Annotated in this window: 12 protein-coding genes and 1 tRNA gene; 10 read left to right on the plus strand and 3 right to left on the minus strand. The window is 69.3% G+C overall.

Features of this window, described 5'->3' with window-relative positions; translation table 11 throughout:
* Positions 1–2 precede the first annotated feature (2 nt).
* The 7 genes from RI138_RS11970 (at position 3) to RI138_RS12000 (ending at position 5,803) form a co-directional block, all read left to right on the plus strand.
* Positions 3–896, plus strand: coding sequence for a hypothetical protein (locus RI138_RS11970; protein ID WP_311119903.1), 894 nt, complete (start codon positions 3–5; stop codon positions 894–896).
* Positions 897–968: transfer RNA gene (locus RI138_RS11975), tRNA-Gln, on the plus strand.
* A gap of 108 nt (positions 969–1,076) precedes the next feature.
* The gene (glmU, locus tag RI138_RS11980; RefSeq protein ID WP_311119904.1) at positions 1,077–2,525 is read left to right on the plus strand and encodes a bifunctional UDP-N-acetylglucosamine diphosphorylase/glucosamine-1-phosphate N-acetyltransferase GlmU; all 1,449 of its coding nucleotides are present in this window, start codon (positions 1,077–1,079) and stop codon (positions 2,523–2,525) included.
* Positions 2,526–2,644: 119 nt separating this feature from the next.
* Positions 2,645–3,622, plus strand: coding sequence for a ribose-phosphate diphosphokinase (locus RI138_RS11985; RefSeq protein ID WP_096630787.1), 978 nt, complete (start codon positions 2,645–2,647; stop codon positions 3,620–3,622).
* A gap of 225 nt (positions 3,623–3,847) precedes the next feature.
* Positions 3,848–4,438, plus strand: a complete 591-nt coding sequence (locus tag RI138_RS11990; protein WP_096630789.1) for a 50S ribosomal protein L25/general stress protein Ctc — start codon at positions 3,848–3,850, stop codon at positions 4,436–4,438.
* A 112-nt stretch (positions 4,439–4,550) separates the two neighbouring features.
* A complete protein-coding gene (gene pth, locus RI138_RS11995; protein ID WP_096630790.1) occupies positions 4,551–5,144 on the plus strand; it encodes an aminoacyl-tRNA hydrolase in 594 nt (197 codons plus the stop codon).
* 188 nt (positions 5,145–5,332) lie between these two features.
* Positions 5,333–5,803, plus strand: coding sequence for a hypothetical protein (locus tag RI138_RS12000; RefSeq protein WP_311119905.1), 471 nt, complete (start codon positions 5,333–5,335; stop codon positions 5,801–5,803).
* A 42-nt stretch (positions 5,804–5,845) separates the two neighbouring features.
* Here the strand turns inward: RI138_RS12000 and ppc are convergent, their stop codons facing one another.
* On the minus strand, positions 5,846–8,575 hold the full coding sequence (ppc, locus tag RI138_RS12005) for a phosphoenolpyruvate carboxylase (protein ID WP_096630793.1): 2,730 nt from the start codon (positions 8,573–8,575) through the stop codon (positions 5,846–5,848).
* A 394-nt stretch (positions 8,576–8,969) separates the two neighbouring features.
* Here ppc and RI138_RS12010 point away from each other — a divergent pair, with 394 nt between their 5' ends.
* The 3 genes from RI138_RS12010 to RI138_RS12020 all read left to right on the plus strand — a co-directional run bounded on the left by RI138_RS12010 (position 8,970) and on the right by RI138_RS12020 (position 11,365).
* Positions 8,970–9,953 (plus strand): acyl-CoA desaturase, encoded by a 984-nt coding sequence (locus RI138_RS12010; RefSeq protein ID WP_311119906.1) that lies wholly within the window; start codon positions 8,970–8,972, stop codon positions 9,951–9,953.
* Complete coding sequence (locus RI138_RS12015; protein WP_096630806.1) at positions 9,950–10,636, plus strand: TetR/AcrR family transcriptional regulator; 687 nt, start codon at positions 9,950–9,952, stop codon at positions 10,634–10,636. Before RI138_RS12010 ends, RI138_RS12015 begins: the two co-directional genes overlap by 4 nt.
* Before the next feature lie 123 nt (positions 10,637–10,759).
* On the plus strand, positions 10,760–11,365 hold the full coding sequence (locus RI138_RS12020) for a Uma2 family endonuclease (RefSeq protein ID WP_311119907.1): 606 nt from the start codon (positions 10,760–10,762) through the stop codon (positions 11,363–11,365).
* A 10-nt stretch (positions 11,366–11,375) separates the two neighbouring features.
* On the opposite strand, the gene RI138_RS12025 is transcribed toward RI138_RS12020, so the two are convergent.
* Together RI138_RS12025 and RI138_RS12030 are read right to left on the minus strand one after the other, a co-directional pair.
* Positions 11,376–11,753, minus strand: coding sequence for a VOC family protein (locus tag RI138_RS12025; protein ID WP_311119908.1), 378 nt, complete (start codon positions 11,751–11,753; stop codon positions 11,376–11,378).
* Positions 11,753–12,562, minus strand: coding sequence for a trans-aconitate 2-methyltransferase (locus RI138_RS12030; protein WP_311119909.1), 810 nt, complete (start codon positions 12,560–12,562; stop codon positions 11,753–11,755). Before RI138_RS12030 ends, RI138_RS12025 begins: the two co-directional genes overlap by 1 nt.
* Positions 12,563–12,649 lie beyond the last annotated feature (87 nt).

Here is a 12,649-nt window from a genome sequence, read left to right on the forward strand (position 1 = left end):
GTATGACGGAAACCACAAGCAAGTACGCCGACTTCGAGGGCTTACGCGCCCAGGCGGTGGCGCTGCGCCGGGAGGGGCTGAGCCGCCGCCAGATCCGCGACCGCCTCCACGTCGACAACAACGACATCCTCAACCGCCTCCTCCAGGGCGAGCCCGCCCCGGAATGGACGAAGCGGCCGAACGCCAAGGACGACCTCCGGGAGAAGGCCCGGGAACTGCGCCTGCAGGGGATGACATACGACCAGATCCAGGTGGAGCTTGGGTGCTCGAAGAGTTCGATCTCGCTCTGGGTACGGGATCTGCCGAAGCCTGAGCGCAGCCGTAGCGCCATCGAGCAGGCGCGCCTCGCGGGTCGTATGCGCTGGGACCACGAGCTGGCGGTGCGTGACGCCGAAAGGCGGCGGACGAAGGCAGCAGCCCGGGACGAGACGGTGACCATGTCGGACCAGGAGCTCTTCTACACCGGAATCGCGCTGTACTGGGCTGAGGGAGGCAAGGACAAGGTCTACGACCGGCGCGAGAACGTCACGTTCATCAACAGCGACCCGGGCGTCATAGCCGTCTATCTGGCCTGGCTGGACCTGCTGGAAGTCGGGCGGGACCGCCTCTCCTACCGGGTGATGATCCACGAGACGGCCGACGTCCCGGCGGCGGAACGCTACTGGGCCGATCTGGTCGGCATCGACGTATCCGCCCTCCAGAAGACGACTCTCAAGAAGCACAATCCGAAGACGGTCCGGAAGAATGTGGGCGAGGCGTACCGGGGGTGCCTGGTCATCCGCGTCGCCAAGGGCGCCACGCTCTACCGCCGCATCGAAGGGTGGTGGTCGGGGATCGCGGAAGAGGCCACCTCCCGACTCAAGGGCGGTGATCGACCCGGTAGGGTTGAGGCGTGATCCGCCGTGGGGTAGCGGCATCCCGCAGGCCTTTGGAGCCTTGAGACGCTGGTTCGAATCCAGCCGGCGGAGCTCACGCATCGGGCCCCGACCACACCGGTCGGGGCCCGCCCCCGTTCCCCGCCGAAACGCCCCCGGTATCCTGCGGATGACCACCACCCGAAGCCGAAGGGCACATCCGTGAGCGCAACCAGCCCGGCAGCCGTCGTCGTCCTCGCAGCGGGTGAGGGCACCCGCATGAAGTCGAAGACTCCCAAGGTCCTGCACGAGATCTCCGGGCGCTCGCTCGTCGGCCATGTCGTCGCCGCAGCCCGTGAGCTGGACCCGCAGCACCTCGTCGTCGTCGTCGGCCACGCGAGCGAGCAGGTCACCGCACACCTGAACGCCGGTGACGCCCCCGTGCGCACCGCCTTCCAGGCGGAGCAGAACGGGACCGGGCACGCCGTCCGGATGGGGCTCGAAGAGCTCGGCGGGGGTGTCGACGGGACCGTGATCGTCGTCTGCGGCGACACCCCGCTGCTGTCGGGCGAGACGCTCGGCGCGCTCGCCGCCACGCATGCGGCCGACGCCAACGCGGTCACCGTGCTGACCGCCGAGGTCCCGGACTCCACGGGCTACGGGCGCATCGTGCGCGATCCCGCCACCGGTGCGGTGACCGAGATCGTCGAGCACAAGGACGCCACCGAGGCGCAGCGGGCGATCCGGGAGATCAACTCCGGGGTGTTCGCGTTCGACGGGCGGCTGCTCGGGGATGCGCTGGGCAAGGTGCGCACGGACAACAGCCAGGGCGAGGAGTACCTCACCGATGTGCTGTCGATCCTGCGCGAGGCCGGGCATCGGGTCGGGGCGTCGGTGGCGGGTGACCACCGCGAGATCCTCGGGATCAACAACCGGCTTCAGCTGGCCGAGGCGCGTCGGCTGCTGAACGAGCGGCTGCTTGAGCGGGCGATGCTCGCGGGCGTGACGGTTGTGGACCCGGCGTCCACGTTGATCGACGCGACGGTGACGTACGAGCGGGACGCGGTCGTGCATCCGGGGACGCAGCTGCTGGGGACCACTCACCTCGCGGAGGACAGTGAGGTCGGGCCGAACTCGCGGCTCAAGGACACCGCGGTGGGGGCCGGGGCCCGGGTGGACAACTCCGTGACGGACTCGGCGGAGATCGGGCCGGGGGCGTCGGTGGGGCCGTACGCGTATCTGCGGCCGGGGACGCGGCTGGGGACGAAGGCCAAGGCCGGTACGTACGTGGAGATGAAGAACGCGACCGTCGGCGAGGGGACGAAGGTCCCGCACCTGAGTTACGTCGGTGACGCGACGATCGGTGATCACACCAACATCGGTGCGGCGAGCGTCTTCGTGAACTACGACGGGGTCGCCAAGCACCACACGACGATCGGTTCCCACTGCCGTACCGGTTCGGACAATATGTTTGTGGCACCTGTCACGGTCGGGGACGGGGTGTACACGGCCGCCGGGTCGGTCATCACGAAGGATGTGCCGTCCGGTTCGCTGGCGGTGGCGCGGGGCCAGCAGCGGAATATCGAGGGTTGGGTGGCCCGGAAGCGTCCGGGCAGCGCTGCCGCTCAGGCCGCTCAGGCGTCGTCCTCGGGGGCCGAAGGACAAAGCTGACCGGAAACAGGTAGGCCGGTGACGGCGTACCGTGATAGATGCTCACCCATTTCGGCTGGCTCGTTGCACATCGGGACCTATGCGTGCAGCGCCAGATACACGTCTGAGGAGACTGTGCTGTGACCGGGATCAAGACGACCGGCGAGAAGAAACTGATGCTCTTCTCCGGCCGCGCCCACCCCGAGCTTGCCGAGGAGGTCGCCCATAAGCTGGGAGTCGGTCTCGTGCCGACGAAGGCCTTCGACTTCGCCAACGGTGAGATCTACGTGCGCTTCCAGGAGTCGGCACGTGGCGCGGACTGCTTCCTGATCCAGAGCCACACGGCTCCGATCAACAAGTGGATCATGGAGCAGCTGATCATGCTGGACGCGCTGAAGCGCGCGTCGGCCCGCTCCATCACGGTGATCGTGCCGTTCTACGGGTATGCCCGTCAGGACAAGAAGCACAAGGGCCGTGAGCCGATCTCGGCCCGGCTGGTGGCGGACCTGATGAAGACGGCGGGTGCGGACCGGATTCTCACCGTCGATCTGCACACGGACCAGATCCAGGGCTTCTTCGACGGCCCGGTGGACCACCTGTTCGCGCTGCCGATCCTGGCGGACTACGTGGGCGCGAAGGTCGATCGTACGAAGCTGACGGTCGTGTCACCGGACGCGGGCCGGGTGCGGGTCGCCGACCGCTGGTGCGACCGGCTGGACGCGCCGCTGGCGATCGTGCACAAGCGCCGTGACAAGGACGTGCCGAACCAGGTCTCGGTGCATGAGGTCGTGGGCAACGTCGAGGGCCGGGTGTGTGTGCTGGTCGACGACATGATCGACACGGGTGGCACGATCTGTGCCGCGGCGGACGCGCTGTTCGCGCACGGTGCGGAGGACGTCATCGTGACGGCGACGCACGGTGTGCTGTCGGGTCCGGCGGCTGACCGGTTGAAGAACTCGAAGGTGAGCGAGTTCGTGTTCACGGACACCCTGCCGACGCCGGGTGAGCTGGAGCTCGACAAGATCACGGTGCTGTCGATCGCCCCGACGATCGCGCGCGCGGTGCGTGAGGTGTTCGAGGACGGTTCGGTGACGAGCCTCTTCGAGGAGCAGGGCTGAGTTCGAGGGGTGGGGCCGAGTGCTCTGACGCCGGTCCGTTATTGATCCACTTTGGGTGCGGCCTCCCGGCCGGGTAGACTCACGGAGTTGCTCGGCGAGGGAGGCCGTACCTGTGTGTACGGCGGTCCGTTATCGACGCGCTCTTCGTAGCAGGCCTGTCGTGGGCCGGGTGACCGTTCGTGTTCCGTCGCCTGACGGCTCACCCACCTGACGAGGAGTGCAATCATGGCTGAGATCAAGCTCGCCACTGAGGTCCGTACCGAGTTCGGCAAGGGCGCTGCCCGCCGTATCCGTCGTGCCAACCAGGTTCCCGGTGTTGTCTACGGCCACGGTGCCGAGCCGGTCCACGTCACGCTGCCGGGTCACGACCTGCTGCTCGCGCTGCGTACGGCGAACGTGCTCATCGGTCTGGAGATCGACGGCAAGGACGCGCTGGTCATCCCGAAGGCTGTGCAGCGTCACCCCCTCAAGGGCACCATCGAGCACGTCGACCTGCTGACCGTGAAGCGCGGCGAGAAGGTCAACGTCGAGATCGCGGTGCACGCCGAGGGCGACCTGGCGCCGGGTGCCAACCTGCTTGAGTACGTGCTGAACACGCTGCTCGTCGAGGCCGAGGCCACCCACATCCCCGAGTCCGTGACGGTCTCCGTCGCGGGCCTGGACGCCGGTGACTCGATCCTCGCCAAGGACATCGCGCTGCCGAAGGGTTCCACGCTGGCCGGTGACGAGGACGCCGTCGTGCTCCAGGTCGTCGCCGCGCAGGCCGAGGAGCCGACCGCTGAGCAGGCCGCCGCGGCCGAGGGCGCGGAGGCCTGAGCCTCGCCGCTCCCGTTCCACCTGCTTGACTGACGGGGTGGTGGTTCCCTTCCGGGGGAGCCGCCGCCCCGTTTCCCTGTGATCCCCCGGCTTGTGAGGAGACCGAGCGCTGATGTCCGACGCCAACGACCCCTGGCTCATCGTGGGCCTGGGCAATCCGGGTCCCGACTATGCGGCGAACCGGCACAACGTCGGGTTCATGGTCGCCGATCTGCTCGCGGAGCGGATCGGCGGGAAGTTCAAGCGGGCGCAGAAGGCGCAGGCGCAGGTGGTGGAGGGGCGGATCGGTCCGCCGGGGCCGGCGAGCCGTCGGGTGATTCTGGTGAAGCCGATGTCGTACATGAATCTGTCGGGTGGGCCGGTTTCGGCGTTGCGGGATTTCTACAAGGTGCCGACGGATCATGTGGTGGCGGTCCATGACGAGCTGGATGTCGATTTCGGGATGCTGCGGCTGAAGCTGGGTGGCGGTGACAACGGGCACAACGGGCTGAAGTCGATGACGAAGGCGATGGGGCCGGATTATCACCGGGTGCGGTTCGGGATCGGGCGGCCGCCGGGGCGGATGCAGGTGGCGGATTTCGTGCTGAAGGATTTTGGTTCGGTGGAGCGCAAGGAGTTGGCGTTTCTGGTGGACCGGTCGGCGGATGCGGTGGAGTGTCTGTTGGCGGAGGGGCTGGAGCGGGCGCAGAGCGCGTACAACTCCTGAGCGTCGTCGTGTGCGGCTCTGGCGTCGTGTGCGGCGCTGTCGTCGTGCGGTGTTCTCCCGCCATGCGCGGCTCTGTCGTCGTGTGCCGCTCTCCCACCGTGCAGATCCCCTGACATTTCCCTCGCTGCTGGGGCATTTTTCGGCCATAGGTTGACCTGGGGACGACGCCTGGCCAAGGATCTGCCCCCATGGAACGGAGCTCTTCCCGGCGTGCGGCGCTCGTGGGCCGTCGGGTCGCCATGGGGCTGGTTGCCGTGGTGCTGCTGGTCGCGGGTGCGTGGTCGTCGTGGGACACCGCGCATCACATCGTTCTGGCCAAGGGCCGTGAGCACGGCACGGTGACGGTGACGGAGTGCGGTGAGGAACTGTGCGCCGGGCGGTACGAGCCGGATGCCACGTCGTCGGCGCGGGCGCGGGTGACGGTGGAGCGGTCGGTGGCGGCGGGTGAGGGGGATCGTTTCCCCGTGGTGGTGAGGCCCGGTTCCGATGCGGTGGTCCGCACGGGGGTGCCGGGCTTTCTGCATGCCTGGATGCCGTTGGGCGGGGCGATGGTGCTGGCGGGGTTCGTGATCGGCGGCGGGTTGCGGATGGTGCGTACGGCGTGGGGGGTCGGAACGGCGGGGGCGGCCCTGCTGGTGGCGACGTTCGTCGCGCTGTAGCAGGGCCGCCCCGGTCGGCCTGGCGTTCCCGTGCGGGTGGCGTCAGCCGGTGTTGCGCAGACCTGCCGCGACGCCGTTGACGGTGAGCAGCAGGGCGCGGGCGAGGAGCGGGTCGGGCTCGTCGCCGCGCTCGGCGGCCTGCCGCTGGCGGTCGAGCAGGGAGACCTGGAGGTAGGAGATCGGGTCCAGGTAGGCGTCGCGGATGGAGAAGGTCTGCTGGAGCACCGGGTTGGTGTCGAGCAGCTTCTCACCGCCGGTGATGCGCAGGACTTCCTGCACGGTGAGGGCGTGCTCGGCCTCGATGGCGTCGAAGACGTGCTTCAGCTCGTCGGGGACGAGCGTGTCGACGTAGTGCCGGGCGATGCGCAGGTCGGTCTTGGCGAGCGTCATCTCGACGTTGGAGAGGAAGTTCTGGAAGAAGTGCCACTGCTCGTGCATCTCGTCGAGGACGGTGTCGAGTCCGGCTTCGCGCAGGGCCTTGAGGCCGGAGCCGACGCCGTACCAGCCGGGGACGATCTGGCGGGACTGGGTCCAGCCGAAGACCCAGGGGATGGCGCGCAGGCCGTCGAGCGAGACGCCGGAGCCGGGGCGGCGGGAGGGCCGCGAGCCCAGGTGCAGGTCGGCGAGCTGGTCCACCGGGGTGGAGGCGAGGAAGTACGCCGGGAGGTCGGGGTCCTGGACGAGCTTGCGGTAGGCGGCGTGGGCCGCGTCGGAGACGGTGTCCATGGCCGCGTCCCAGCGGGCGAGGGCCTCGTCGGACTGGCGGGGTGCCGTGTGCAGGGCTGAGGCCTGGAGGGTGGCCGCGACGGTCAGTTCCAGGTTCTCGCGGGCGAGGGCGGGGATGAGGTACTTGTCGGAGATGACCTCGCCCTGTTCGGTGACCTTGATCTCGCCTTCCAGCGTGCCCCAGGGCTGGGCGAGGATCGCGTCGTGGGAGGGGCCGCCGCCGCGGCCGACGGTGCCGCCGCGGCCGTGGAAGAGGCGCAGGCGTACGCCGTAGCGGTGGGCGACGTCGCGCAGGCGGCGCTGGGCGCGGTGGATTTCCCACTGGGAGGTGGTGATGCCGCCGAACTTGGAGGAGTCGCTGTAGCCGAGCATGACCTCCTGGACGTCGCCGCGCAGGGATACGAGGCGGCGGTAGGAGGGGTCGGCGAGCATTTCGTCGAGGATGACGTCGGCGGCGCGGAGCTCGTCGGTGGTTTCCAGGAGCGGGACGATGCCGATCTTGGCCCAGCCGGCGTGGAGGTCGACGAGTCCGGCTTCGCGGGCGAGGACGGCGGCGGCGAAGACGTCGTCGGCGCCCTGGCACATGGAGATGATGTAGGACTCGATGACTTCGGGGCCGAAGCGCTCGAAGGCTTCCTTGATGGTGTGGAAGACGCCGAGGGTCTTCTGGCCCGCCGCGTCGAGGGGGGCGGGGGTGGGGGTCAGCGGCCGGCGGGAGCGCAGTTCCTTGGCGAGGAGCTTCTGCCGGTAGTCGCGGGGCATGTCGGCGTAGCGCCAGGATTCCTCGCCGAGCCGGTCGAAGAGCTGGCCGAGGGCGTGGTGGTGGGCGTCGGCGTGTTCGCGGACGTCCATGGTGGCGAGCTGGAGGCCGAAGGCTGCCAGCGTGCGGATGGTGCGGTCCATGTGGCCGTCGGCGAAGAGTCCGCCGCGGTGTTCGCGCAGGGAGGTCTGGATGAGTTCCAGGTCGGCGAGGAGCTCGGCGGTGCCGAGGTAGTCGCAGCCGGGGCGGTGGGGGGTGCCCTTGGCGAGGCGCTCGCGGGTGTTGACGAGCTTCTGGCGGATGCAGGTGGCCTTGAGGCGGTAGGGCTCCTCGGCGTTCAGCCGCTTGTAGCGGGGGCTGATCTCGGGGAGGCGTTCCAGGTCGGCCTGGAGGGAGGTGAGGAGTTCCTCGGTGGCTCCGGCGTAGCGGATGGAGTTGGAGAGGAGGCCGCGGAGGTGGTCGATGAGTTCGAGTGCGTCGGTGATGCCGTGCTCGTGCTGGAGGATCAGGACGTCCCAGGTGACGGCGGGCGTCACGTTGGGGTTGCCGTCGCGGTCGCCGCCGATCCAGGTGCCGAAGGTGAGGGGGCGGGTGCCGGCGGGGAGTTCGACGCCGACGCGTTCGAGCTCGGCGGCGAGGTCTTCGAGGACGTCGCCGACGGCGTTGGCGTGGAGTTCGTCGAGGTAGTAGATGGCGTTGCGGGCCTCGTCGGCGGGCTCCGGGCGGACGACGCGGAGTTCGTCGGTCTGCCAGATGAGGTCGATGTTCTCGGCGAGGCGGAGGTCCAGGCGGCGGCGGTCGGCCTCGATGGCCGGGGTCTCCAGGAGGGCCGCGATGCGGCGGAGCTTGTTGAGGACGGAGCGGCGGGCGGCCTCGGTGGGGTGTGCGGTGAAGACGGGCCGGACGTTGAGGTTCTTGACCGTCTCGCGCAGGTGCTCGGGGTCGGCGTCCTTGAGCCGGTCGGCGGTGCGGGCCAGCAGGCCGCCCTCGGCCGAGCGGCGGTCGCGCATCTCGTGGGCGCGGTGGACCTGCTCGGTGACGTTGGCGAGGTGGAAGTAGGTGGAGAAGGCGCGCACGAGTTGTGCGGCGGTCTCCAGGTCCGTGTCGCCGAGGAGTGCGGCCGCTGCTTCGCCGTCGGTGCGGGTCAGGGCGCGTACCCGTTCGACGAGGTCGAGGAGTTCCTGGCCCTCCTGGCGTACGAGGGTCTCGCCGAGCAGGTCGCCGAGGCGGCGGATGTCGGCGCGCAGGGCGGTGCTGGCGGCAGGGGTCTGGTCGGCACTGCTCACAGTGTGCGGCTCCTTGCAGTGAAATGAGGAGGTGCGTTCGCTTCGCCGTCGCCCACGTGGGTGGTGGTGGGGACGGGTGGGCGGGGTCCGGGGCCCGGCGGCTGGCAGCGGTGCTGTCGCCACGCCCCGACGAGCGGGTGCGGACCGCGCTGTCCGACCCTCCCAGGATAGGTGTCGTCGCAGACGGCGTGTCCGCTGCCCTGGTGGGCGGGGGCGAACGCCGTCGGCAGGGGTGCCCTACCCCGCGGAGGGCCTGGGATACCGCCGGTGACGGGCTGGACCGGGTTCTCGTGTTGTGGGGCCCGTCACTGCCATACTTACCAAGCCGTAGGTTACGGAACCGTAGCCACGGCGGTCCGTGTACTGCTTCCTCACCCTCCGGGGGACCTCCGTTATGCCGAGCACTCCCGATGTGATCGACGAGACCGATCCATCACTTGCCGTTTCCGCCCTTCCGCCCGCCACGCTCGGTGGGGACAGGAAGGGGTCGATCGAGCAGTTCGCGCTGCTGGTGTTCATCGTGGTGCCGTTCCTGGCCCTGGTCGCGGCGGTGCCGATGTCGTGGGGGTGGGGGGTGAGCTGGCTGGACATCGGGCTGATGGTGGCGATGTATTTCATCGGCTGCCATGGCATCACGGTCGGTTTCCACCGGTATTTCACGCATGGTGCGTTCAAGGCGAAGCGGCCGTTGCGGATCGCGCTGGCGGTGGCGGGTTCGCTGGCGGTGGAGGGGCCCTTGGTGCGGTGGGTGGCCGATCACCGCAAGCATCACCGGTTCTCGGACGCGGAGGGCGACCCGCATTCGCCGTGGCGGTTCGGGGAGACCCTGTCGGCTCTGATGAAGGGGCTGTGGTGGGCGCACATCGCCTGGATGTTCGACGAGGAGCAGACTCCGCAGCAGAAGTACGCCCCCGATCTGATCAAGGACCCGGCGATCCGGGCCGTCTCGCGCCACTTCTTGACCTTCACGATCGTCTCGCTGGCGATTCCGCCGCTGGTCGGGGGGCTGGTGACGATGTCGTGGTGGGGTGCGGCGACGGCGTTCTTCTGGGGTTCGCTGGTGCGGGTCGCGCTGCTGCACCACGTGACGTGGTCGATCAACTCGATCTGCCACGCGGTCGGCAAGCGCCCCTTCAAGTCGCGTGACCGGTCGGGGAACGTGTGGTGGCTGGCGGTGCTGTCGTGCGGCGAGTCCTGGCACAACCTGCACCACGCGGACCCGACGAGTGCCCGGCACGGGGTGATGCGGGGGCAGATCGACTCCAGCGCCCGGCTGATCCGCTGGTTCGAGAAGCTGGGCTGGGCGTACGACGTGCGGTGGCCGGACGCCGCACGTATCGACTCCCGGCGCAGGTCCGTTCCGGCCGACGCGGCATGATTGACGACGTGGCGACCGACGGCAGCACGAGCAGCGCGAAGAGCAGGACTTCCTCCACCCGCCGGACCCGCCGGGTCCGGATGACCGGTAAGGAGCGCCGCGAACAGCTGCTGGACATCGGGCGCGCACTCTTCGCCGACAAGGGCTTCGAGGGCACGTCGGTGGAGGAGATCGCGGCGCGCGCCGGGGTGTCCAAGCCGGTGGTGTACGAGCACTTCGGCGGCAAGGAGGGCCTGTACGCCGTGGTGGTCGACCGCGAGATGCGGCAGCTGCTGGACATGGTGACGGGGGCGCTGACGGCGGGGCATCCCCGGGAGCTGCTGGAGCAGGCGGCGTTCGCGTTGCTGGACTACATCGAGTCGTACACGGACGGTTTCCGGATTCTGGTGCGGGATTCGCCGGTGGCGCAGTCGACGGGCACGTTCGCGTCGCTGATCAGTGATATCGCCACGCAGGTGGAGGACATCCTGGGGCTGGAGTTCAAGGCCCGGGGTTTTGATCCGAAGCTGGCCCCGCTGTACGCGCAGGCGCTGGTGGGGATGGTGGCGCTGACGGGCCAGTGGTGGCTGGACGTGCGCAAGCCGAAGAAGGCGGAGGTGGCCGCGCATCTGGTGAACCTGTGCTGGCACGGGCTGGAGAACCTGGAGGCGAAGCCGCGGCTGATAGGGCACCGGAAGAGCTGACCGCGTTCCGGTGAGGGCTGGTCCCGTCGCTGTTTCGCGGCTCGTCACCCGTTGTGATGACGGCTGTGGATCTCCCGCCGTAGTGTGGTCGGCAGGGCAGAGGGTTCGTCCATGGGAGGAACCATGACCGCCGAGCCGACCACCGCGCACAGCTCCCGCTGGCCGGTGCCCCCGCAGGACGGATACACCGTGGACGATCTGTTCACGCTGCCCGGTCTCCCGCCGCACACAGAGCTGATCGACGGGAGCCTGGTTTTCGCGAGTCCGCAGCGCAAGTTCCACAGCATGGTGATCGATCTGCTGGTGGTAGGGCTGCGCAGTACAGCACCGCCGGAGGTGAAGGTCCGCCGCGAGATGACCGTGGTGCTGGACCGGCGCAACGGGCCGGAGCCGGATGTCTCCGTCGTTCGCAGCGAGGCTGACGGAAAGGGGATGGAGCAGACGTCGTACGCCGCCGCCGACGTCCTCCTCGCCGTGGAGGTCGTCTCCCCCGACTCCGAGGCCCGCGACCGCGAGGCCAAGCCGCACAAGTACGCGACCGCCGGCATCCCGCACTTCTGGCTGGTGGAGATGACCGGCACCGACCAGCACCCCGTCGTGCGGGTCTACGAGCTGGACCCGGTGACGAAGGCGTACGCGCTGACCGGCATCCATCATGACCGGCTGAAGACGGGTGTGCCGTTCCCCGTGGACATCGACATCTCAGGGGACGCGCTCAAGGAGCTGTAGGGCCCTTCGGTTACACGTCGGGCTCCAGGAACTCCAGGCGGTTGCCGACCGGGTCCTGGGCGTAGAAGCGGCGGTGGCCGGGGAGGTCGTCGTCCCACGTGACCTCGACGCCGTGGGCCTCCAGGCGGGCCGCGTACTCCGCGATACCCGTCACGCGCAGGCCCGGGTGGGCCTTCTTCGCGGGGTGGAAGTCCTCCTCGACGCCCAGGTGGAGCTGGATGGGGCCGGAGGCGAACCAGCAGCCGCCGCGGGCGGCGAGCACCGGGGGTTTCGGGATCTCGGTCATGCCGAGGGCGTCGGTGTAGAAGGCGCGCAGGGCGTCCTCGGAGCCGGGCGGGGCGGCGAGCTGTACGTGGTCGACGGCGGCGAGGCCGGCGGATACGGGCATCACTTCTCCTTGCGGGCGACGGCGAAGATACGGCGGAACGGGAAGACCGTGCCGTACGGGCCCGGCGGGTACGCCTCGCGGAGCAGGTCGCGGTATTCGGTGACGAACGCGTCGCGGGCCTCGGGGTCGTCGGCCAGGGCGGTGAGGACGGGGCGCAGGGCGGTGCCCTTGACCCAGTCGAGGACCGCGTCGTCGCCGTGGAGGGTCTGGAGGTAGGTGGTCTCCCAGACGTCGGCCGTGCAGCCGAGATCCCGCAGGCGGGTGAGGTAGTCGACGGGCTCCAGGGCGGCGGCGCTGCGGTCGCCGGTGCCGTGGAGGCGGGGGCGCCAGCGGTCGGACTCGCGGAGCTGGGCCAGGAGGGCGTGGCTGGGGGCGGCGAAGTTGCCGGGGAGCTGGAAGGCGAGGGTGCCGCCGGGGGTGAGGGCGTCCAGCCAGCGCGGGAAGAGATCGGCGTGGCCGGGAATCCACTGGAGGGCCGAGGTGGAGACGATCAGGCCGTACGTCTCGGTGGGCGTCCAGGTGGTGGCGTCGGCCTCGGCGAAGTCGAGCAGGGGCGGCCGGGCGTGGGCGGCGGCCTCGGCGAGCATCTGCGGGGAGTTGTCGTAGCCGGTGATGCGGGCGCTCGGCCAGCGGTCCGCGAGGAGCGCGGTGACGTTGCCCGCGCCGCAGCCGAGGTCGGCGATGCGGGGCGCGGGGTGGCCGGGGAGGTCACCGATCCGGGCCAGCAGGTCGTGGAAGGGGCGGGTGCGGTGGTCCGCGTGACGCAGGTACTGCTGCGGATCCCAGGTGGGGCTGTCAGGTGTGGTCATGGGCATCAGGATCAGGCCGACAATCTCTTGATGTCAAGACACTTGAATTCAAGAGACTTCATGTCGACAGACCCTCTACACTGATCG

The sequence above is a fragment of the Streptomyces durocortorensis genome (assembly GCF_031760065.1).
Taxonomy (GTDB): domain Bacteria; phylum Actinomycetota; class Actinomycetes; order Streptomycetales; family Streptomycetaceae; genus Streptomyces.

Coding starts and splice junctions, on each gene's coding strand:
- RI138_RS11970 (WP_311119903.1), top strand. CDS start 3: ATGACGGAAACCACAAGCAAGTACGCCGACTTCGAGGGCTTACGCGCC.
- RI138_RS11990 (WP_096630789.1), top strand. CDS start 3,848: ATGGCTGAGATCAAGCTCGCCACTGAGGTCCGTACCGAGTTCGGCAAG.
- pth (WP_096630790.1), top strand. CDS start 4,551: ATGTCCGACGCCAACGACCCCTGGCTCATCGTGGGCCTGGGCAATCCG.
- RI138_RS12000 (WP_311119905.1), top strand. CDS start 5,333: ATGGAACGGAGCTCTTCCCGGCGTGCGGCGCTCGTGGGCCGTCGGGTC.
- RI138_RS12010 (WP_311119906.1), top strand. CDS start 8,970: ATGCCGAGCACTCCCGATGTGATCGACGAGACCGATCCATCACTTGCC.
- RI138_RS12015 (WP_096630806.1), top strand. CDS start 9,950: ATGATTGACGACGTGGCGACCGACGGCAGCACGAGCAGCGCGAAGAGC.
- RI138_RS12020 (WP_311119907.1), top strand. CDS start 10,760: ATGACCGCCGAGCCGACCACCGCGCACAGCTCCCGCTGGCCGGTGCCC.
- RI138_RS12025 (WP_311119908.1), bottom strand. CDS start 11,753: ATGCCCGTATCCGCCGGCCTCGCCGCCGTCGACCACGTACAGCTCGCC.
- RI138_RS12030 (WP_311119909.1), bottom strand. CDS start 12,562: ATGACCACACCTGACAGCCCCACCTGGGATCCGCAGCAGTACCTGCGT.